The organism is Paucihalobacter ruber (assembly GCF_006494535.1).
Lineage (GTDB): Bacteria > Bacteroidota > Bacteroidia > Flavobacteriales > Flavobacteriaceae > Paucihalobacter > Paucihalobacter ruber.
Window position 1 is genome coordinate 766,425 of the sequence record NZ_VHIQ01000001.1, and the last position, 20,780, is coordinate 787,204.

The 20,780-nt window shown below is 33.0% G+C and carries 22 protein-coding genes; all 22 read left to right on the plus strand.

Annotated elements, in window-relative coordinates; translation table 11 throughout:
- Nucleotides 1-84 precede the first annotated feature (84 nt).
- The 22 genes from pseB (at nt 85) to FJ651_RS03420 (ending at nt 20,768) form a co-directional block, all read left to right on the plus strand.
- Nucleotides 85-1,095 carry a UDP-N-acetylglucosamine 4,6-dehydratase (inverting) gene (pseB, locus tag FJ651_RS03320; RefSeq protein WP_140988973.1) on the plus strand — a complete coding sequence of 337 codons (1,011 nt, stop codon included), beginning with the start codon at nt 85-87 and terminating at the stop codon, nt 1,093-1,095.
- Between the two features lie 2 nt (nt 1,096-1,097).
- Complete coding sequence (gene pseC / locus FJ651_RS03325; protein WP_140988974.1) at nt 1,098-2,285, plus strand: UDP-4-amino-4,6-dideoxy-N-acetyl-beta-L-altrosamine transaminase; 1,188 nt, start codon at nt 1,098-1,100, stop codon at nt 2,283-2,285.
- Complete coding sequence (locus tag FJ651_RS03330) at nt 2,272-2,793, plus strand: GNAT family N-acetyltransferase (RefSeq protein ID WP_216746066.1); 522 nt, start codon at nt 2,272-2,274, stop codon at nt 2,791-2,793. Before pseC ends, FJ651_RS03330 begins: the two co-directional genes overlap by 14 nt.
- Nucleotides 2,786-3,664, plus strand: coding sequence for an aldo/keto reductase (locus tag FJ651_RS03335; protein ID WP_140988976.1), 879 nt, complete (start codon nt 2,786-2,788; stop codon nt 3,662-3,664). The genes FJ651_RS03330 and FJ651_RS03335 overlap by 8 nt, the downstream gene beginning before the upstream one ends.
- Nucleotides 3,655-4,416: a cytidylyltransferase domain-containing protein gene (locus FJ651_RS15690; protein ID WP_216746067.1), complete on the plus strand. Its 762-nt coding sequence runs from the start codon at nt 3,655-3,657 to the stop codon at nt 4,414-4,416. Before FJ651_RS03335 ends, FJ651_RS15690 begins: the two co-directional genes overlap by 10 nt.
- Nucleotides 4,416-5,723, plus strand: coding sequence for an aminotransferase class III-fold pyridoxal phosphate-dependent enzyme (locus FJ651_RS15695; RefSeq protein WP_216746068.1), 1,308 nt, complete (start codon nt 4,416-4,418; stop codon nt 5,721-5,723). The genes FJ651_RS15690 and FJ651_RS15695 overlap by 1 nt, the downstream gene beginning before the upstream one ends.
- A 9-nt stretch (nt 5,724-5,732) precedes the next feature.
- Nucleotides 5,733-6,299, plus strand: a complete 567-nt coding sequence (locus FJ651_RS03345; RefSeq protein ID WP_140988977.1) for a GNAT family N-acetyltransferase — start codon at nt 5,733-5,735, stop codon at nt 6,297-6,299.
- A 3-nt stretch (nt 6,300-6,302) separates the two neighbouring features.
- Entirely contained in the window at nt 6,303-6,968 is a 666-nt protein-coding gene (locus FJ651_RS03350) for an SDR family NAD(P)-dependent oxidoreductase (RefSeq protein WP_140988978.1), read from the plus strand.
- A complete protein-coding gene (locus tag FJ651_RS03355; RefSeq protein ID WP_140988979.1) occupies nt 6,965-7,663 on the plus strand; it encodes a metallophosphoesterase family protein in 699 nt (232 codons plus the stop codon). The genes FJ651_RS03350 and FJ651_RS03355 overlap by 4 nt, the downstream gene beginning before the upstream one ends.
- 6 nt (nt 7,664-7,669) lie before the next feature.
- A complete protein-coding gene (locus tag FJ651_RS03360) occupies nt 7,670-8,620 on the plus strand; it encodes an ATP-grasp domain-containing protein (protein WP_140988980.1) in 951 nt (316 codons plus the stop codon).
- 17 nt (nt 8,621-8,637) lie between these two features.
- Nucleotides 8,638-9,681, plus strand: a complete 1,044-nt coding sequence (pseI, locus tag FJ651_RS03365; RefSeq protein WP_140988981.1) for a pseudaminic acid synthase — start codon at nt 8,638-8,640, stop codon at nt 9,679-9,681.
- Nucleotides 9,682-9,724: 43 nt separating this feature from the next.
- The gene (locus FJ651_RS03370) at nt 9,725-10,912 is read left to right on the plus strand and encodes a glycosyltransferase family 4 protein (RefSeq protein ID WP_140988982.1); all 1,188 of its coding nucleotides are present in this window, start codon (nt 9,725-9,727) and stop codon (nt 10,910-10,912) included.
- A 103-nt stretch (nt 10,913-11,015) separates the two neighbouring features.
- Nucleotides 11,016-12,551: a lipopolysaccharide biosynthesis protein gene (locus tag FJ651_RS03375; protein WP_140988983.1), complete on the plus strand. Its 1,536-nt coding sequence runs from the start codon at nt 11,016-11,018 to the stop codon at nt 12,549-12,551.
- Between the two features lie 53 nt (nt 12,552-12,604).
- Complete coding sequence (locus FJ651_RS03380) at nt 12,605-13,678, plus strand: EpsG family protein (RefSeq protein ID WP_140988984.1); 1,074 nt, start codon at nt 12,605-12,607, stop codon at nt 13,676-13,678.
- Between the two features lie 70 nt (nt 13,679-13,748).
- A complete protein-coding gene (locus tag FJ651_RS03385) occupies nt 13,749-14,600 on the plus strand; it encodes a motility associated factor glycosyltransferase family protein (protein WP_140988985.1) in 852 nt (283 codons plus the stop codon).
- Between the two features lie 55 nt (nt 14,601-14,655).
- Nucleotides 14,656-15,438 (plus strand): glycosyltransferase, encoded by a 783-nt coding sequence (locus FJ651_RS03390; protein WP_140988986.1) that lies wholly within the window; start codon nt 14,656-14,658, stop codon nt 15,436-15,438.
- Nucleotides 15,439-16,137: 699 nt separating this feature from the next.
- The gene (locus tag FJ651_RS03395) at nt 16,138-17,154 is read left to right on the plus strand and encodes an NAD-dependent epimerase/dehydratase family protein (protein WP_140988987.1); all 1,017 of its coding nucleotides are present in this window, start codon (nt 16,138-16,140) and stop codon (nt 17,152-17,154) included.
- Nucleotides 17,135-17,473: a cupin domain-containing protein gene (locus FJ651_RS03400; RefSeq protein WP_216746069.1), complete on the plus strand. Its 339-nt coding sequence runs from the start codon at nt 17,135-17,137 to the stop codon at nt 17,471-17,473. Before FJ651_RS03395 ends, FJ651_RS03400 begins: the two co-directional genes overlap by 20 nt.
- Nucleotides 17,474-17,475: 2 nt before the next feature.
- On the plus strand, nt 17,476-18,219 hold the full coding sequence (locus FJ651_RS03405) for a WecB/TagA/CpsF family glycosyltransferase (protein ID WP_140988988.1): 744 nt from the start codon (nt 17,476-17,478) through the stop codon (nt 18,217-18,219).
- Nucleotides 18,220-18,221: 2 nt separating this feature from the next.
- Nucleotides 18,222-18,986 (plus strand): methionyl-tRNA formyltransferase, encoded by a 765-nt coding sequence (locus FJ651_RS03410; RefSeq protein ID WP_140988989.1) that lies wholly within the window; start codon nt 18,222-18,224, stop codon nt 18,984-18,986.
- Nucleotides 18,986-19,834 (plus strand): polysaccharide deacetylase family protein, encoded by an 849-nt coding sequence (locus FJ651_RS03415; protein ID WP_140988990.1) that lies wholly within the window; start codon nt 18,986-18,988, stop codon nt 19,832-19,834. The genes FJ651_RS03410 and FJ651_RS03415 overlap by 1 nt, the downstream gene beginning before the upstream one ends.
- 136 nt (nt 19,835-19,970) lie before the next feature.
- Nucleotides 19,971-20,768 (plus strand): class I SAM-dependent methyltransferase, encoded by a 798-nt coding sequence (locus FJ651_RS03420; protein WP_140988991.1) that lies wholly within the window; start codon nt 19,971-19,973, stop codon nt 20,766-20,768.
- Nucleotides 20,769-20,780: the final 12 nt, after the last annotated feature.

Genomic DNA, 20,780 nt, shown 5'->3' on the forward strand with positions numbered 1-20,780 from the left:
TAATCATGCCTTTTTCGGAAAAATCCTAATTATTTTAAAATGAAGGGGTTTCATATTTCAAACCACTAATTATTATTTCATACAATGCTAAATAACAAATCAATATTAATAACAGGTGGCACTGGCTCTCTAGGAAAAGCGTTAACAAGTACTATTCTTCAAAAATGGCCTGACGTAAAACGACTCGTTATTTTTTCAAGAGATGAGCAAAAGCAATATCAAATGGCTCAAGACTATCCGGTTTCGCAGTATCCTCAAATTCGGTTTTTTATCGGAGATGTTAGAGACAGAGAAAGATTGGTTAGAGCCTTTTCGGGGATAGATTATGTGATTCATGCGGCAGCAATGAAACACGTACACATTGCAGAATACAATCCTGACGAATGCGTTAAAACAAATATTGGAGGTGCAGAAAATGTGATTCAAGCTGCCTTGCAAACCGGCGTTGAAAATGTGGTGGCTTTATCAACAGATAAAGCTTGTGCTCCTATCAATTTATACGGTGCGACAAAATTAACCTCAGACAAATTATTTGTTGCGGCTAACAATATAAAAGGTAAGCGCAACATTAAATTTTCGGTGGTGCGTTATGGTAACGTCATGGGCTCAAATGGTTCAGTAATTCCATTTTTCTTAAACAAACGTTCCGAAGGTGTACTTCCAATAACCGTCAAATCTATGACCAGATTTAACATCTCGCTTCAAGGTGGTGTTGATATGGTTTTACACGCTATGAAATCTGCTTGGGGTGGTGAAATTTTCATCCCTAAAATCCCTTCATACAAAATAACAGACGTTGCTGAGGCCATCGGCCCAGGTTGTGAACATAAAGTTGTAGGCATTAGACCTGGTGAAAAAATCCATGAAGAAATGATTACCTCATCAGATGCTTTTTTCACCTACGATTTGGGTAAGTATTTTGTTATTCTGCCACAAACACCCTTCTGGAATGTAAATGAATTTATTTCGGTCTTCAATGCAAAACTCGTCCCTGAAGGATTTGCCTACAACTCCGGAACCAATTCGGAATGGGAAACAGTTGATTCATTAAGGTCTTTGATAAAAGAACATCTAGACCCTAACTTTAAAATCTAATTATGAAGGCAATTCCTTACGGCCGACAACATATTTCTGAAGAAGATATTCAGGCAGTTATAGAAACACTTCAATCTGATTATTTAACACAAGGCCCAAAAATAGCACAGTTCGAAGAAGCTTTTGCTAATTATATTGGGAGTAAATATGCGGTTGCTTTATCTAATGGTACCGCAGCACTGCATTTATGCACACTTGCATTGGGCGTAGAAACTGGCGATAAAGTAATAACTACACCTATTACGTTTGCTGCTTCGGCGAATTGTATTCGCTACTGTGGTGGTGAAGTGGTATTTTCTGATATTGACCCGGAAACTTATTTGTTAGATATTAATAAAGTACGCACCCTGTTAGAGAGCGCTCCCAAAGGAACATATAAAGGTATTATTCCTGTTGATTTCGCCGGTAGAGCGAATAATCTCGAAGCCTTCAGAGAACTAGCCGACGAGTATGATCTCTGGATTATAGAAGACTCTTGCCATTCACCAGGTGGTTCATTTAAAGACTCCCATGGCAATACCCAAAATTGCGGCAATGGAAATTTTGCAGACTTAGCTATTTTTTCATTTCATCCGGTAAAACACATAGCTTCAGGGGAAGGCGGGATGATTTCTACTAACGACAAAAATCTGTATGAAAAGTTATTGCAATTACGTACCCACGGAATAGTAAAAAATAATGATTTATATACCAACACGGTTGAATTGGCAGGCGGAGACGAACAATATCCAGGATGGTATATGGAAATGCAAAATTTAGGCTTTAACTATCGCCTCACCGATTTTCAAGCGGCCTTAGGGTTAAGTCAGTTGTCTCGAGCAAATAAAGGTATTTCTCGCAGAAGGGAAATTGCCGCTAAGTACTTTGATGCATTAAAGGATAAAGCCTACATAAAGGGACAATCTAGTGTTGTTGAAGGTCATGCCTATCACCTTTATGTTATAGAAGTTGAAGACCGATTGGGATTATATAACTATTTGCGAAATAAAAACATTTATGCCCAAATTCATTATATCCCTTGTCATTTAATGCCGTATTACAAACAGTTTGGTTGGAAAGAAGGTGATTTTCCCTATGCCGAAAACTATTATAAACACTGTATAAGTTTACCAATGTACCCAACATTAACTGATGATGAACAAGCTTATGTTATCAATGAAATAAATACGTTCTACAGTGAAAAATATTGATATTGAATCTGAACGTTTAACTTATAAAAGAGTATCGTCTGAGCACATTTCAGAAGATTACGTTAGTTGGATTAATGATTCTGAAGTCAACAGATATCTAGAAACCAGAGGGAATTATACCTTAGATTTATTAAAATCTTATATTGAGCAACAGTACAATAAAGCCACTTTTTTTTGGGCTATTCATCTGAAAGACTCAAATAAACATATCGGAAATATAAAAATTGACCCAATAAATTTTGAAACAAAATCGGGAGAATACGGCATTTTAATTGGAGATAAATCAAATTGGGGAAAAGGTTACGCAAGTGAGGCCACTATAAGAATTATAAACTATTGTTTTGATGAACTTGAACTCACAAAAATAACACTTGGTGTAATTGAAGATAATGTAAGCGCCGTTAACTTGTATAAAAAATTAGGTTTTAAAATAGACGAGGTCATTCAAGGAACTAAGGTCTATAACAACAAAATAAGTAATTCATTAAGAATGTCGATACATGCCTAAAATTTCAACAAATAAATTTATTCTCGGAACCGTTCAAATGGGCTTGAATTATGGTATTAATAATTCAAGTGGAAAAGTATCCTTAGAGGATAGTTTTGAAATTTTAGAATGCGCTTTTGACAATGGTATTAGTATTTTAGATTCTGCTGAAGCTTATGGTGATGCACATCAAGTTATAGGAGCGTTTCACAAAAACCATCCCGAAAAAACTTTTGAAATTATCACCAAATTACCACATCATTTTGATGCACAAATCAAAGAAAAGGTTTCCATATATCTCGCCGAATTGCAGGTGCCTCAATTATACGCTTTGTTATTTCACAGTTATGATAGTTACAAGAAAAACATCAGCAATTTTGACGTTTTATTAGAATTAAAAGCACAGAATAAAATAAAACATATTGGTGTTTCGGTTTATACTAATGCAGAAATTGAAGCTGTAATTTTAAACGATGATATAGAAATTATACAAATTCCATTTAATCTTTTAGACAATAACTCTCTACGTGGTGAAATACTAAAAAAGGCAAAAGCTAAAGGCAAAACCATTCATACACGTTCGGCTTTTTTACAAGGCTTATTTTTTAAAGATTTAAATTCAGAAAATCACACACTAAAACAGCTGCATAAAGAATTAATGGAACTTGGCGATATAAAAATTAAAAGTAACTGCGCTATGTCGCAGCTCGCCTTAAATTATTGCGCGCAGCAAGATTATATAGATAATGTTTTGATTGGTGTAGATTCTAAATCACAATTAAAAGAAAATATAACAGCATTAAATCATACCATTTCACCCGAGATAATGGCAGATTTAGATGCAATAAAAGTTAAAAATGTAGACCTTTTAAATCCTTCGTTATGGACATAAAAACGGTATTAATAACACAAGCCAGATCTGGCAGTACGCGATTACCTGGCAAGGTTTTAAAAGAGGTCAACGGTCAATCATTACTCGAAATTCACTTAGAGCGCTTAAAAAAATGCACTAAAGTTTCAAAAATAATTGTCGCTACTACTGTTGAAGCAGCCGACGAAATTATATACAATAATGCTATTTTACGGGGATTTGCGGCTTCAAGAGGCTCTGAAAATGATGTATTAGATAGATTTTATCAAGCTGTAAAGCATGAAAATGCCGACTGGATTGTTAGGGTGACTTCAGATTGTCCATTACTAGACCCTGGTTTGGTAGACGAAATTATTTCCTATGCACATGCTAACAACTATGATTATATTGCAAATGGCTTAATAGAACATTATCCCGATGGACAAGATGTGGAGGTTTTTAAATTTTCAGCATTAGAAACCGCTTGGAAAAATGCAAAACTGAATTCAGAACGCGAGCACGTAACACCCTATATTAGAAATAACGCCAACGGAAAAGGTACAGACACTTTTAAAATTGTGAATTATCCGTGTGAAAAAGATTATTCAAATATTCGAATGACGGTAGATGAGCAAGCAGATTTTGATTTAATTACACATTTAATACAAAAACTCGGTACAGATAAGACTTGGTTAGATTACACCAATTATATGATTAAAAATGATCTTACCAAAATGAACAAACAAATTATAAGAAACGAAGGTTTTCTAAAATCATTAAAAAATGACCAATAATGGGAAAAGGACAAGAATTATATATTAAAGCAAAAACATTAATTCCAGGCGGAACCATGTTACTTTCAAAACGGCCAGAAATGTTTTTACCAGATCATTGGCCATCTTATTTTTCTAAATCAAAAGGCTGTAAAGTTTGGGATTTGGACGGTAAAGAATTGCTAGACATGTCTATTATGGGCATTGGTACCAACAGTCTTGGATACGGTCATGCAGAGGTAGATGCCGCCGTTATGGAAACCATTAAAAATGGTAACATGAGCACGCTCAATTGTCCGGAAGAAGTATATCTCGCCGAAAAATTAATTGAAATAAACCCGTGGGCTAACATGGTGCGTTTTGCACGTAGTGGCGGTGAAGCTAACTCTATTGCCATAAGAATAGCCCGCGCTGCTTCAGGTAGAGACAATGTAGCTATTTGTGGTTACCATGGCTGGCACGATTGGTACTTGTCTGCTAACCATAATGGTGGTGACGATTTGTCGGCGCATTTAATACCGGGATTAAGTCCTAAAGGTGTACCAAAAAATTTAAAAAACACTGTGTTTCCTTTTCATTACAACAATTACGAGGAGTTGGTAGAAATTGTAGAAAACCAAAATATTGGTGTGATTAAAATGGAAGTATTACGAAATTTTGGCCCGGAAGATAATTTTCTTCAAAAAGTGAGAGATTTGGCAACCCGTAAAAATATTGTATTAGTTTTTGACGAATGTTCTTCCGGTTTTAGAGAAACGTTTGGAGGTATTTTCAAAAAATTTAACGTTGAACCAGATATGGTGATGTTTGGCAAAACCATTGGTAATGGATACGCATTAACAGCGGTAGTAGGGAAACAATCGGTAATGGAAGCAGCGCAAACAAGCTTTATAAGTAGCACCTTTTGGACCGAACGTATAGGGCCAACAGCTGCCTTGGCCACTCTAAAGGTTATGGAGCGCATAAAATCATGGGAACTTATAACAGAAACAGGCAGAAAAATGCAAGAGGGTTGGGCTAAATTGGCTAGCTCGCACCAATTGGAAATTGCAATTGCCGGTATTCCTGCAATGACAACCTATGGCTTTAATAGTCCAAATGCAGCCATATACAAAACATTTATCACCCAAGAAATGCTAAAAAAGGGCTTCTTGGCAAGCACACACTTTTATGCTTGTACAGAGCACAATGACGCACACTTAAATTCATATTTTGATGCCTTAAATGATATTTATGCAACTATTGCCAAATGCGAATCTCAAGAAATAGATGCCAACACCATTTTGGACGGTCCGGTTTGCCATGGTGGTTTTAAACGATTAAATTAAGTCCTAACGATGAAATCTTATACTGTTTTAAAAAATCAAAAATTTTCTGTTGGTGAGTATGCACTCGTTCCCATAAGGTATGAAGACAGAATGGATATTTTAAAATGGAGAAACGAACAAATTTATCACTTACGACAAAACAAACCGCTTACAGAAAAAAACCAAGAGGATTATTTCAACAATGTTGTCGCTAAATTGTTTGAACAAGAGCAACCAACTCAACTATTATTTTCATACCTTGAAAACGATAAGTGCATTGGATACGGCGGTTTGGTACATATTAATTGGGTAGATAAAAATGCTGAAATTTCATTCATCATGAATACCGAATTAGAACCTTTATTTTTTACAAAGCACTGGACTACATTTTTAAAATTAATAGAGCAAATTGCTTTTCGAGAATTAAACCTTTATAAGCTTTGTACCTATGCATTTGATGTACGGCCGCATATTTATCAAATTATTGAAAATGCAGGGTTCACGAAAGAAGCTACTTTAAAAGAACAATGCTTTTTTAATGGTGAATTTAAAGATGTTATCATTCATTGTAAGTTTAATACCCTATATAAGTTATAAGTCATGAAAAAAATATTCATCATAACAGGAGCAAATAGAGGTTTGGGTAGTGCCTTTGTGAATGTTTTGATGGAAGACCAAAATAACTTTGTTATTTCAATTTCTAGAAGCGTAAATGAAGTACAAAAAACGTATGCCGAGAGCAACTTCTATTTTTTAAATATAGACCTATCTCAAAATAGTATTGATAAAAAAATTACTATTTTAAAAAAGCTCATTAATACTGAGGCCATCTATTTTATAAATAATGCAAGTATTATCAAACCAATATCAAAAATTGAAGATTTAGACGAAACCAATATAGATCATACCTTATCAGTAAATGTTAAATCAACTATATTAATTACCAAATACTTATTGCAACATTTTAACCAAAATAAGCTGTCCTTTATAAATATTAGTTCAGGCGCCGCTAATCGTCCCATTAGCCATTGGTCGCTCTATTGTTCATCAAAAGCATTTATTAAAATGTTTTTTAATGTTGCAGAAACCGAATACCCAAAACACCGTTTTTTCAATATAGATCCCGGTGTTATGGATACAAATATGCAGGAAAACATAAGAGAGAGCAATTTCCCGGAAGTTTCAAATTTTAAAAATTTAAAAGTTGACGGAAAATTAAAATCACCAAAAGAAGTGGCTATAGAAATATTAAATACTGTCATATGAAAATAGCTGTTATTTCAGATATTCATGGTAACTACGATGCCTTAGTAGTAGTCTTAAAAAAGGCAAAAAAGGAACATGTAGAACATTTATTAATTTTAGGTGATATTGTAGGTTATTACTATCATCCAGATAAAATACTAGAATTAATTTCGGAATGGAGTTATGATATCATTAAAGGTAATCATGAAAAAATACTGGAAGATTTGATAGCAAATCCAGGTTTAGCAGCATCAATTCGTTTAAAATATGGAAGTGGGCATCAAGAAGCGCTTAATAAGTTAACAGAAGAGCAATTATCTTTTTTAAGAGGTTTACCCGAAACAAAATCAGTGCAATTTGACAATATTTCACTACTAATGTGTCACGGAAGTCCATGGTCTAACGATTATTACATTTATCCCGATTGTGAAAAAGAGATACTATCTAAATGCGATTCAAAAGAACACGATTTTGTACTCATTGGGCATTCGCATTATGCCTTTACCATAAAAACTGAAAACAGCATTTTAATTAATCCAGGTTCTGTTGGGCAATCCAGACAAGCTGGAGGAAAAGCCACATGGTGTATCATTAATACCGAAAACGGCTGTATTCAAATGCTTTCAACAGATTACAATACCGAAAACTTACTAAAAGACATTGCTAAAAAAGATCAAGATATTGAATATTTAACCAAAGTTTTAATCAGAAATTAATAGGACATGAATAAAGGCTTAAACATATTAGTTACTGGCTGTGGCGGCGACATTGGTCAAAGTCTAGGTAAAATATTACTCAAATCAGATTATACCAAAACCCTTTACGGCATTGATATTTCCGATAAAAATGCAGCGCAGTTCATTTATCCTAATTTCTCTGTTGGCTTGCGCTTTACTGATGAATCATATTTACATCAATTAAAAACCTTTATAAAAAACAATTCTATTGATATTGTAATCCCCATTGCTGAACCGGAATTACGGTATTTTTCCGAGCAAAATATTTTAGATACTATTGGTTCTGCAAAAATGATCACCGCATCGTCAAAAGCATTGGAAGTTGGTTTTGATAAATATAAAACAGCCCAATTTTTAAAAGCTGAAGGCTTTCCATTTCCGAAAACCCAGCTAGCTCAAGATTTAAAAACCTTAGAATTATTTCCGGTTATTCTAAAATCCAGAACCGGTTCGGGTAGTAAAGATATCCATAAGATTAACAGTATGGAAGAGTTTTCATTTTATACCAGAAATAATGTAGAAGATTATGTTGTTCAAGAGCATATCACTGATAAAAATGGAGAGTTTACTTGCGGATTATTTAGAAGCAGTAAGGGCGAAATTCGTTCTCAAATTTTTAAAAGAGAACTGTTAAGCGGTTATAGCGGTTATGGCGAGGTAGTAGAAAACAAAACAATTACATCGCTGCTAGAAGAGTTGGCAGTAAAAATTGACTTAGTAGGAAGCATCAATGTACAGCTCAGACTAACAGAAAGTTTACCAATGATTTTTGAAATAAATCCAAGATTCTCTAGCACCGTATTATTTAGACACTTATTTGGATTTGAAGATTTAATATGGTCTATTGAAGATCGCTTAGGATTGGAATTATCAGACAACAGAAAAAATGTTGTTGGCAGAAAATTCTATAAAGGTTACGAAGAATATACCAATTAAGAAAGAAGAAGAAACACATGAAAATAGAAAATTTTACGATTGATCAAAATTCCCCTGTTTTTATTATTGCAGAATTGTCTGCAAACCACAACGGCAGTATTGAAACGGCTATAGAAACAGTAAAAGCAGCAAAACGGGCCGGCGCCAATTGTATCAAACTACAGACTTTTACAGCAGATACCATCACCTTGGATTCTAAAAATGACGATTTTAAAATCACCCAAGGTACCTTGTGGGATGGACAATATTTACACGATTTATATAAATCAACGCATTTACCATGGGAATGGCATGAAAAAATTATGGAAGTCGCCAAAGAAGAAGGATTGATTTGTTTTTCATCCCCATTTGACCCGACATCAGTAGAATTTTTAGAAACATTACAGGTGCCGGCTTACAAAATAGCCTCTTTCGAAATTACAGACATTCCGTTAATTGAATTGGTCGCTTCAAAGGGTAAACCGGTAATTATATCTACAGGAATTGCAAATGAAGAAGATATTGAATTAGCCCTAGAAGCGTGCTATAGAATGGGAAATAGAGATATAGCATTACTTAAATGCACTTCCAGTTATCCTGCACCTATCGATGAAGCCAATATGTGTATGGTTAAAGATCTAGCCGAGCGTTTTAATGTTATTAGCGGACTTTCCGATCATACCATGGGCAGCACCGTTCCAATTGTAGCAACTGTTTTGGGTGCAAAAATTATTGAAAAGCATTTTATTTTAGACCGATCTATTGGTGGGGCCGATGCTTCTTTTTCGATGAATGAAGCCGAATTTACTGCCATGGTAAAAGCCATAAGAGAGGCCGAGAGCGCTATAGGTGTTGTAGACTATACCTTAACCGAAAAGCAACTTAAAGGAAAAGAATTTTGCCGATCGTTATACGTGGTAGAAAACATAAAAAAAGGTGACCTTATTACAAAAACGAATGTGCGTTCTATTAGACCCGGATTTGGAATGCATCCAAAACACTATCATGAGGTTTTGGGAAAGAAAGCCAGTAAAGATTTACATCGAGGAAATCCTTTAACTAACAACGATTACATTTTATAATTGCAATTGTACGCAATTCCTTGTGATACATAAAACTAAAAAAATGAAAAAAGTAGCATTAATTTATAGTGCAAATTTATCTAATCCAACGGGCGCCAGTGCTATCATTCGAAATTTTGCAGATTCACGAGCAATTTTTAAAGAAAATGGAATTGAACTTTCTATTTATGCGCCTGATGTTTTAAATCAAGATGAAAAAATCTCTGTTCAAAAAGAAACCAAAAAAGGGTTTTACGGCAGGAGCGCCGTTATGGTTAGTAGCTTTGGCGTTAATTATGCTATTGGTGCCGTAATTAGATTGCTTGTTCCTTACTTGCGCTCAACGATTGTAAAAGATTACTTAAAAAAGAAACCCAAAGATGATGTTGTTTTCTTTCACGAACTTTTTACTTGTTATAAATACCTTAAAAAAAGGAAAAATAATAAGGCAAAAGTGGTGCTTGTAGTTCACAACGACGGCGACACTTATAAAATGCTTAGGACAGAATATAAAACACTTGAAAAATCAATTTTCTATAAATATTTATTAAAAATTGAACAATATGTGTTAGAGAACATCGATATGCTTGGGTTTAGTGCAGATTACCCTTGTCGAAATTTCATGGAAATTCACCCGGAGTTCGATAAAAACAAAATATTTTATGTTTACAACGGACTTTCGGTAAGTCCTTTGAAAAAAAATCTAGCAACTAATAATTCTGATGTTTACGAAATCTGTTGTGTGGGTACAGTGATGGAAAGAAAAGGACAAAGGTTTATTGTAGAAGCCTTGCATAAAATGAATGTCAGTTCTTCTATTCCTAACGTTCATTTTTCCATTGTAGGCGGAGGTCCACTAAAAAATGAATTAGAAACGCTGGCAGCGCAATATGGTGTTTCAAAGTATATTACCTTTCATGGGTCAACTAGTCAGGTTAATAAATATCTTGAAAACAGCGACTTATTTATTCTTCCCAGTATTACAGAAGGATTTCCGATAGCCATATTAGAAGCCATGAGATTAGGGTTACCCATTGTATCTACCAATGTCGCGGGAATTCCAGAAATGATTAATGATGGGCAAACAGGAATCATTATTGAGCCATCCGTTGAAGGTGTATTTGGGTTTCTTAGCAGCTTTGACAAGTACGACTGGAAGAAAATGGGAGAAAATTCACGTAAACTGTTTCTTGAAAAATTCACCACAGAAAAAATGATGAGATCTTATTCAGCTGTATTAAAATCAGTGTAGTTAATGCGCCTTTGTCCATATTTTTTAATAAAACTAAGCGGTTTATAATTTCATGAATAATCAAAAAATGACATCCCCAAAGTATTGAATAGAGCTATAATTTATGCTGAACGAATCCAATAAACGTATCGCCAAAAACACCATGTTTTTATACATGAGGATGATCATAATCATGCTTGTGTCTCTATACACTGCAAGAATTGTATTAATTTACTTAGGGATTGAAGACTTCGGTATCTACAATGTAGTTGGTGGCGTCATAGTGCTATTGGGTTTTTTGCATACGGCCTTAACAAATGCTTCTCAGCGCTTTATAACTTTTGAAATTGGTAGGAATGATAATGCACAACTGAAAAAAACCTTCAGTTTAATAATGACGTCTCACTTCATGATCTCATTAATTATTCTTGTGTTAGCAGAAACCATAGGGTTATGGTTTGTCAATACACAGCTCAATATAGCAGAAGATAGGATGATAGCCGTAAATTGGGTGTTTCAATTTTCCGTTTTTACTTTTATCATTAATATTTTACGGGTTCCTTATAATGCCATGGTAGTTGCTTATGAGGAGATGTCTTTTTTTGCCATAGTCAGCATTATTGAGACTGGCCTTAAGTTAGGAGTCGTCTTTTTGTTACCTATTATTGATATTGACAAATTAAGTCTCTACGGCGGATTAATGTTTTTGGTACCACTTTTAAGTACTTTCATGTATAAGTTATACTGCAACAGAAAATTCGAAAGTTCTAAATACATATTTCAGTGGGATAAAAAACTATTCATGCAATTAACCAGCTTCTCAGGTTGGTCGATGATTGGTGCAACTGCCAATATTGGAGCTTTGCAGGGTGGTAATATTTTATTAAACTTATTTTCTGGTGTAGTAGCAAACGCAGCGTTTGGAATAGCTACGCAGGTAAGTACTGCGGTATCTACATTTTCGTATAATCTTCTTGTGGCATTTAATCCTCAAATAATTAAAAATTATTCCAGAGGAGAAAACGAAAGCATGAATAAATTGATCATAAGAGCTTCGTCGTATTCTTCTTATTTAGTGTTACTCATTGCTATTCCTTTTTTGCAAAATACCGAGATGATTTTAAACCTTTGGCTAAAAGACGTACCAGAATATGCGGTTGTTTTTTGTCAATTAATGATTATATATCAAGTAATTGATGTTATTCAAGCTCCTTTAAGCACACTTATTTTTGCAACAGGCAAAATTAAAGTATATCATATATGGCTGAGTGCTTTGCTGATTTTGAATGTTCCCGTATCTTGGTATTTGTTAAAAATTGGCTGGGAACCTTACTGGGTTTTGCTTACGAGAGTTGGATTAAATTTTATTTCAGCCGTTTTGAGAACCATTTATGTAAGTTATCTTGTTAATTTCCCTTCTTGGACATATTTTACCAGTGTGGTATTTAAATTTCTTATAGTATCTGTCCCTGCTTTTGGACTTTCCATTTTAATAAAACAATATTTCAACACAGGCATTTCAGGATTCATTTATGCTGCTTCGGCTTCAATAATAATTACTGGACTAATTATATACTTTATAGGTATTAATAAAAATGAACGCGCATTTATAAATAATTTTTTGGTAAATTTTATTCGCTCAAATATAAAAGGGGTGTAAATATTAGGTTTTCTTTTGTTAAGTGAGTTTTTTTGTAAAATGGTTTCTATAATATGATAACTAGTCTTTTATTCTATTTAATGGTAATGTTTGTTTGTTTAGGCCTCATTAATTGGTCTAATAACAATAATACCAAACTTGGAATTTACGGTGCTTACTTAATTTTAATAGTAATATCGGTACTTAGATTTGATATCGGTAATGATTACCAAACTTACACGGAAATAATTAGACATATAGCGTATAAATTTGAATCTAATATCCCTTTTGGTGATGATAGTAAAGAGCCTTTAATTACCCTGTTAACAATTGTATTCAAAGACACTACTTATCCCTATTTATGGGTTCTTGGAATTCATTTTATTATCAGTTTATTTTTTCTATATAAGGCCTTCGAAGACAATGACAGTCATCTTTTCGGAATTTTGATTTTTTTTATTAGCGGGCTATTATTTATCTATTGGGATCAGGTGCGACAAGCAGTTTCAATTTCAATAATAATATATGCGATTAAGTATATTAAAGAAAATAATTTTCCGAAGTATTTGTTATTTGTGCTTTTAGCTGCTACTGCACATTATTCTGCCCTTTTACTTTTACCATTTTACTTTGCTGACAAAGTCAAACCGCAAAAACTTATTTATATTGTTATTATTCTCGCATTAGCACTCTCCAATGCAGCAAGTGTTGTATTTGAAAAAGCGATCGCTTTAATACCCTACTGGGAAGCTAAAACAGATAAATTCTCTTATGTTCAACTGGTTTCATGGGGCTACAAGTTTAGGATATTTTTTTATAGTCTTGTTTGGAGTACCATCATCTATTTTCTGCCTGATAAACAACGGGTATTAATTAATTTTCTTTTCGTTGGGGCCATTATTTTTATTCTGGCAAGTGGTGCGCTTAACATTATGAGAATAAGTTTTTATTTTATATTTACCATGACACTTTCAATTCCAATATTATTAAAAATTGAAAAAGCTAGAACTATCATGATGGTAATGGTTTTAGGATTATTTCTGTTTTTTGTGAGAGATGTAGTAACAAATACAGGTACCAGAGGATGCGTACCGTATGAAAACGTTTTTTCTGATAAATTTCCAGATTATTTTAGGATTAGAGAATAAAGATTCTTTCAAAGTAAAATTATAACCACACAAATTAATTACCCCACGGCATGCAAGAAATTTATAAACAATGTTAAAAGCAAGAATCTTTAAAAAACTATACACACTCTCAAAGGAGTCATTTGATACTATTATTTCGTTGTTATCGGTTTTATTCTTGAGCTCATTTTCAACGGCCCGAAAGTTTAAAAAACTTGATATCAATAAAAAGAATGACACCTGTTACATATTGGGCAATGGGCCTTCATTAAAAGCAGAACTTGATAAAAATATAGAATTATTTTGTGAAAATGATGTGATTGTTATTAATACAATGTGCAAATCACCCTTCTACAAAGTAATAAAACCTAAATACTATATTTTATTAGATCCTATAATTTTTGATTCTAAATGGAGTGAATATGATGTAGTTGTTGATGGTTTGTTAAACACCGATTGGGAAATGATTTTATTTCTTCCAAAAAATTTGTGTCCAAAAAAATACCATTCCATTTTCACCGCTAACCCCAATTTAAAAATCGTATTTTTTAATTATACGAGAATAGTTGGGTTTTCAAATATTACATTTTTCCTTTATAAACACAATTTAGGAATGCCCTATTTACGTAATGTGATGACGCAAGCTATCATGTGTGCAATTAACAAGGGTTACAAAAAGGTACTTCTTTACGGTGCCGACCATTCTTGGACCAGAGACTTGGATGCCGACGAAAATAATAGAATTTTCATTAAAGACAAACATTTTTACGAAGCAGATGTTAAACGGTATCTTCCGGTTGGTATGTATCGCGAATACTTATACCAACATTACGTAACATTTTTATCGCATCATATCATGAATAAATATTCAAAGTACCGCGGCACAAGAATCATTAATAAAACCAAATTTTCATTTATAGAAGATTATGACACCGAAGAATAATCGGAATATATTAACCTAAATTAGGTTCATCACAACAAATAAAATCAACATATTTATGCTCATTTTTTGTATTCCATTAAGGTCGAAAGAAGTCTCTAAAGATTGGAATAAGGTATCATTACTTTTCAATAGAACCTTAGAATCTGTCTATAACCAAACCAATCCCAATTTCAAGATATTTGTAGCTTGCCATCAAATTCCCAATCTCAATAAAACGTATGATGACAGAGTGCAATTTATCATTATGAATATTAAAATCCCAATTACCTATTTGGATATGATGTGGGATAAAGATACCAAAATATATGCATGCCAAAAGGCTGCTCGCAACTATTTAATTGAACAAAAGCTAGAAGGATGCTATTTCATGAATGTAGATAGCGATGATTTAATTTCAAATAAAATAGCAGATTTCGTTGCCAATAAGGCGAAGAAGCTTGTTTACACATCAAGATTCGGTTATATTTATTTTGAGGGAAATACTTATTTGAAAAAGGCAAGACGCCTTGAAAGAACCTGTGGCAGCTGTTTTGTGATATATCTAGATATAAATCAATTGCCATATAATGACGAAGGTTATTTACTTAATAACGTTGATAAATGTCCGTTTACCCCACATCACAGTGATATATACCATAAGTTAGTTAAAATTAAGAAATGGAGTCACGGTTATATTCCTTTCGCCACAACAATTTACATTGTAAATGATGTTAATGTAAGCAACTTCGCCAATCATCAAGTTGGCAGAAATAGAAGGCTAGAATATAAATTAGAATTACGAAGAAATATTTCTCATTATGAGAAGGAATTCAATATAAAACAAAATCTTAATCCATAAGTAACTGTAAATATATAGCTTACAATCTATTACTGTTTTAAATAATAGATTGCTCACGTGTTTTTGAATAAAACAATTGTAATTTATTTAAATTGAGCAAGAAAACAAATTAAGAAGATACATGGTAAATTCTTATAAAAAAGAATACATATAATTAAAATACCTATACAAAAGCACTACTCAAATTTTCTTTAGAGTCTAATTAACAGTGTATTTAAGTTATAATATTTTAAAACTGTTAATATTTAAGCCGTTTATCCGTTAATTTTTGCCAATCAGCCCAAAAATTAAATTTTGAAATGTATTTTATCTGACTTTTTTTCTGTTTTAACTAAAAAAGTGCAACAATTTTTACTGTATGTTTTTTGTAGTGGCACTAGATCTTAAAGTTCTTCATATATTCTTTAGATTTGGAATGTAATATATTCTTGTATTGGATTCTATTGTTTATATCCAGTAAGATTAACGAATTCCAATCATGAATAAACTATTTTTTAATTCGTCTTTACCAACCTTAATATTTTTGACATTCAAATGTTGTTCGTTTACAGAATGTCAAAATTCAATAGACCATCCAAATCAAAAAAGTTGAAATCAAAATTTGCTACAAGCGAAGAATAGCAACATTTTGTTGAAATCATGTAATTTATTCTAAGTTCTATAAAGTTTCGGGGAACTTAAAATCAATTTTAGAAAATTATGACACAGAAAACATCAAGTAAAATCTTAATAACTGGTGGAGCCGGAATGATAGGCTCAAATTTAGCTAAAAGATTGATTAAAGAGGGCCATCAGGTTAAGATTGTAGATAATTTATGGCGAGGGAAACTTGATTATTTACACGAAGATAACAAGCCCATTATTGATTTCGACAAAGATTTCTATAACAGAGATTTATCGATCTCGGGCAGTTGTGATGATTTGTTAGACGATATTGAAATTGTATATCATTTAGCAGATATCGTTGCTGGTATAGATTATGTATTTAGTAATCAGGGTAGCCTTTTTAGACAGAATAATTTAATCAACTCAAATGTGATTACATCTGTAAGGCATTCAGGAAAAAAAGTTAAAGGTTTTATTTATGTAGGAACTGCCTGTAGTTTTCCTTTAACGCGGCAAAATTCATTAGAAGTTATTCCGTTAAGAGAGGAAGAACTTTATCCTGCCCACCCCGAGTCTGCCTATGGTTGGAGTAAATTAATGGGGCAATATGAAACAGAGCTGTTAGAAAAAGAAACCGGCATTCCATGTTCGGTATTAATGTTACACAATGTTTATGGGTCTCCATGTGATTTTGGTGAACGGAGTCAGGTTATACCTGCCTTAATTAGAAAAGCGATTAATTTTCCAAATGAAGATTTCATCGTTTGGGGAAGTGGCGAACAAGGCCGGGCGTTTATTCATGTTAATGACGTGGTGAATGCGCTATGTTTAACAAAAGACAAAGGATTAGGAAAAGGCATCATACAAATAGGCCCATCTATTTGTACTTCTATCAAAGAAATAGCAGAAACTGTAGTACAAATTTCTGGCAAGCAAATAGATATAGTTTTTGACACATCCAAACCTGAAGGCGATAAAGCTAGAAGCGCTGACTATTCAAAAGCACAAAGCATTTTGGGTTGGGAACCATTAGTTAATCTAAGAAGCGGATTAGAACAACAATTTAATTGGATTGAAAAACGCATTGAAAGTGAAGGAAGTCATACATAAAAATCTCAAAAGCATCGTGGCAGAATCCACATCGCACGCAATTGGAGAAAAAAGAATTTTGCTAAATGGATCTGAATGTGAATCTATGCTAACCCAGGCTGCGATAGGTTCTTTGTTAGAAGGTGAATTTGTAGATAATCATGTACATCCAACCATGGAGGAGTTTTATTTTTTTTTAAAAGGAGAAGCAAAAATTACCATTAATAATGTGGATCATTTTTGTGAAAAAGACACCTTTATTAAGATCCCGAAAGATTCAATCCATTCTTTACAAGCTATAACGGCAATAGATTTTATATACTGGGGCATAGCCATATAATTATGAACGAAGGCACTTATTTCAACGTAAAATTAGAATTTGATTGCAACAAAGTAGATCAAATAATTCACGATACAATCGTTAATAAAGGAAAAGGATACGTTTGTTCTGTTGAAAGAAATGTGATGGCAACGGCCAATTTAGACCCACATTATCAAAAAATAGTTAATAACGCTTTAGTAAATATCTGCGATGGGGCTTTTGTTGCCAAAACGATTGGTTGGGCTCATCATAAAACATTTGGCACCTACATTGGAGCGGATCTTTTCATTAACTACATAAAGAAAAAAACATACTCGCAATACTTCTTAGGAAATACCCCGGAAGTATTAAGTCATTTAAAAAATAGTCTATCAGCTATTGATCCAAAAGTTAATGATATGCAATTTGTAACGCTTCCGTTTAAAAAAGTGGAAGATTTTGATTACCAAGAAATAGCAAATAATATCAATAAATATTCACCCGATATCATTTGGGTGAGTTTAGGTGCTCCAAAACAAGAAGAGTTCATGTATAACCTTTTACCATACATCAATAGTGGTGTAATGTTTGGATTTGGTGCCATTTTTAATTTTTATTCTGGATTGCCCGGTCAAAAAAGAGCCCCTAAAATATTTATTCACTTTAAATTAGAATGGCTTTACAGAATTTATCAAGAACCTTCTAAAAATTTCAAGAGAAATTGGACTTATTTAAAAATGACGCCTAAATTAATTAAAGAAGAGAAAAAAAATCTCAAGAAATAATAATGAGAATAGTTATTATAACACAAAACGAACCATTTTATCTAATAGATAGTCTCAACTATTTAATAGATATTTTACCCAAACATTCTCAAATAGTGGGTTGTGTTGTTAATGATGTTTCACCTTTTGGCAAGAAAGAAACTTTTTTTGAAAAAGCAAAAAAGACCCTTCATGTTTTCGGATTTGCTTTTTTTATGCATTACGGTTTCAAGTTTGTAAAAAATAAATTTGATAAAAGTAAGAATATCAAAAGATTCTTGAGTGTAAATTCAATTTCTGAAATTAGTCTCGACAAACATATAAACCATCAAGACTCCATTGAAAAAATTAAAAGTTTTAAACCAGACCTGCTCATTTCAATTTTAGGGAATCAAATTTTCAAAAATCAAATTATTAATCTAGCTCCAAAAGGTTGTTTAAACCTTCATACTGCGCTATTGCCTAAATACAGAGGTTTAATGCCAACATTTTGGGTGCTTAAAAATAATGAAAAATTTACGGGCGTGTCAGTTTTTCAGGTTGACGAAGGTATTGATAGCGGCCCCATTGTTGTACAAGAAAAAGTTGAAATTGGCAATAGATCTCAAGAAGAGTTGATTGTTCATACAAAAAAAATAGGAATGGAGGCCATTGCAAAAGCAGTAGATCTTATTTATAAGGATAAGGTGGTTTTAATTAACAACGATGCCTCTCAAAAAACATATTATTCTTTTCCCACCAGAAGTGATGTTAAAGAATTTTTAACCAATGGAAAAAGATTTTATTGATGCATATTCTAACCTTTGATATCGAAGAATGGTTCCATCTATTAGATAATCCATCCACTAAAACAAATAGTCAGTGGGGAAATTATGAGGTTCGTATACATCAAAACATGGAACGTGTTTTCAATATATTAGATGCAACAAATACCAAAGCTTCTTTTTTCGTATTGGGTTGGATAGCTGAGAAATATCCTGAAGTAGTTAGAGAAATCTGTGATAGAGGTTACGAAATTGGCAGCCACACCACATCGCATCAATTAGTTTATGAGCAGAGTAAACAAGCATTTCAAGCGGATGTGGAGAGATCTATTAAGTCATTGGAAGATATCTCAGGTAAAAAAGTAAAAATGTTTCGTGCACCCGGTTTTTCAATTAAAGAAAAAAACAAATGGGCCTTTGAGATATTATTTGAGCTTGGTATTGAAATTGATTCCTCAGTTTTTCCTGCAGAGAGAGCACATGGTGGCTTACCCTCTTATGGTAGTGCAAAACCTTCAATATTACAGTATAACGGCACTCAATTAAAAGAATTTCCTATAAATACTTTTCCAATATTATTTAAACCAATGATATTCTCAGGTGGCGGTTATTTCAGATTTTTTCCTTATAAATGTATTAAAGAATGGACTCAAAAATCAGATTATGTAATGTCTTATTTTCATCCGAGAGATTTTGATCCCGAACAGCCCATTGTTAAAGGGCTATCGCCTCAAAGAAAATTTAAAACCTATGTTGGCTTAAAGAGGACAGAAGAAAAGCTAAAAAACTGGACTTCTGATTTCGAATTTATAGATATTGAAATGGCAAATAACCAAATAGATTGGAAAACAGTTAGAAAAATTCAGTTATAATATTTGGAGGTTTGTTTATAACAGATTGAATGGGAAATAACCGCTATTATCTGAAACAACGCAAAATAAAGGCGATATTTGTTTCAAATTTAGCCGATTATGAAAAAATTAATCGATCACTTTAAACACAAAAATTATGAATAAAGAACCAATTCCACACAATGAATTTCTTGAAATAGAAAAAGAATTTCATGACAATTACGCAAATAAATTAGACTGGGATACACCCTTAGAGGAGCGATTAAGTTATGATACTGAAAGTATAAGCCATGCTAAAATTGAAGAGCGCTTTGTGAAAATGCTTGGTTCTGTAAAGGGTAAAAAAATATTAGACATTGGCTCCGGTTTTGGTAATGCGGCACTTAATCTAGCACAAAAAGGAGCCATTGTTACAAGTATCGATATTTCGCCAAATTTAATTAAAGGGTGCAAATACAGGGCTCAAAAAAATGATTTAGAAGTAGACTTTCGTATAATGGATGCTCAAAATCTTGAATTCGAAGATAACACTTTCGATATCATTTTAGGTTATAGAACCATTCACCATTTGCAAGATATAAATGCATTTCTTATAGGTGCTCATCGTTGTTTAAAACCAAGTGGATTTGTTTTATTTGTTGAACCTCAAAAACACAATCCTTTTGTTGAATTTGGTCGCATATTTATTAGAAATAGCTATAAAGACGATAGAACTCCGACGGAACACCCTTTAGTACCAAGCGATCTTAGATTAATGAAAAAAATATTTGGCAACATGGAAAAAGATGAATATCTATTTTTAAGTTCTGCTTGCCAATTTTTTAGTATCAAAGGATACAAAACCCTTTTTAAGATAACCGATAGAATATTTACCCCAATTGATAGCCTTTTATGGCACCTGCCTTTTCTAAGACCATTGTATTGGCAAGTTCTGGTAAAATGTGAAAAACAATAAGCTGTTTTAAAA